The sequence below is a fragment of the Kitasatospora sp. NPDC091257 genome, assembly GCF_044757675.1.
GTDB classification, from domain to species: Bacteria; Actinomycetota; Actinomycetes; order Streptomycetales; family Streptomycetaceae; genus Kitasatospora; species Kitasatospora lactacystinica.
This window is the reverse complement of the sequence record NZ_JBIVVI010001826.1, coordinates 1-1,149: the sequence shown is the minus strand read 5'-3', so window position 1 is coordinate 1,149 and position 1,149 is coordinate 1. Positions and strand designations below refer to the sequence as shown.

The following is a 1,149-nucleotide window of genomic DNA, read 5'->3' as shown; positions in this document are numbered from 1 at the left end:
CCCAGGAGTACGCGGACCGCCTACGGGTGCGTACCCCCTCCATCGAGGCCGAGGTCCGGACCCTGTCCGGCGGCAACCAGCAGAAGGTCGTCCTCGCCCGCTGGCTCGCCCGCAACCCCGCCCTGCTGATCCTCGACGAACCCACCCGCGGCGTCGACATCGGCGCCAAGGCCGAGATCTACCAGATCATCGCCGACCTCGCCCGCAAGGGCACCGCGATCCTGGTCATCTCCTCCGAACTCCCCGAAGTCCTCGGCCTGGCCGACCGCATCCTCGTCATGCAGAACGGCCGCATCACCGGCCGGCTCGACCACACCGAGGCCACCGAAGAGGCCATCCTCGCCCTCGCCATGGCCGACGACCTCACCCCCGACCTTCCGCACGAGAGCGCCACGGCGCCTCGCACCGGAACCGACCCGGCCCCCGGAGGCACCCGATGACGACTGCCCTCTCCGTCGACCGAGAGCCCGACCAGAGCGGCGACGGGCCGACACCGGCAACCGACGCCCGCAGCTGGCTGGCCCGGGCGGGCGGCCAGAACCTGGGCCTGATCGGCGCCCTCGTCGCCGTCGTCGCCCTGTTCGGCTCGCTCAACCCCAACTTCGTCGGCTGGGACAACATCCAGGTCATCGCCGAGGCCGCCACCATCTCCGGACTGCTCGCGGTCGTCCAGACCGTCGTGATCATCTGCGGCGGCCTCGACATCTCCGTCGGCTCCCAGGCCGGCCTGGCCTCCGTCACCAGCGCCATGGTCTTCACCTCGACCGGCTCCAACTCCCTCCTCGGGATCGGCGCCGCCGTCGCCATCGGCGCCGGGGTCGGCATCTTCAACGGTGTCGTCATCATCTACGGCCGGGTCAACCCGACCATCGCCACCCTCGCCGGCCTCGCCGCCTACAAGGGCGTCGCCCAGCTCATCTCCAACGGCTCGGCGCAGGGCTACGTACTCAACGACAGCCTGTTCGTCTTCCTGAGCCGGGGCAAGATCGCCGGCCTGCCGGTCATGGTCTGGCTGCTGCTGCTCGTCGCGGCCGCCGTTCACGTCCTGCTCAAGTACACCGACATCGGCCGCAACATCTACGCGATCGGCGGCAACGACACCGCCGCCCGCCTGGCCGGCATCAACCTCAACAAGTACCTGATCGCCGC

2 protein-coding genes are annotated in these 1,149 nt (G+C 70.1%); both read left to right on the top strand.

The features are described 5' to 3' along the window. Positions 1–440: ATP-binding cassette domain-containing protein (locus ACIQOV_RS42305; protein WP_401056579.1), on the top strand; the 440-nt coding region annotated here is incomplete at its 5' end. Further along, the coding region (locus ACIQOV_RS42300) for an ABC transporter permease (RefSeq protein WP_401056577.1) at positions 437–1,149 on the top strand (713 nt) is incomplete at its 3' end. The genes ACIQOV_RS42305 and ACIQOV_RS42300, both read left to right, overlap by 4 nt.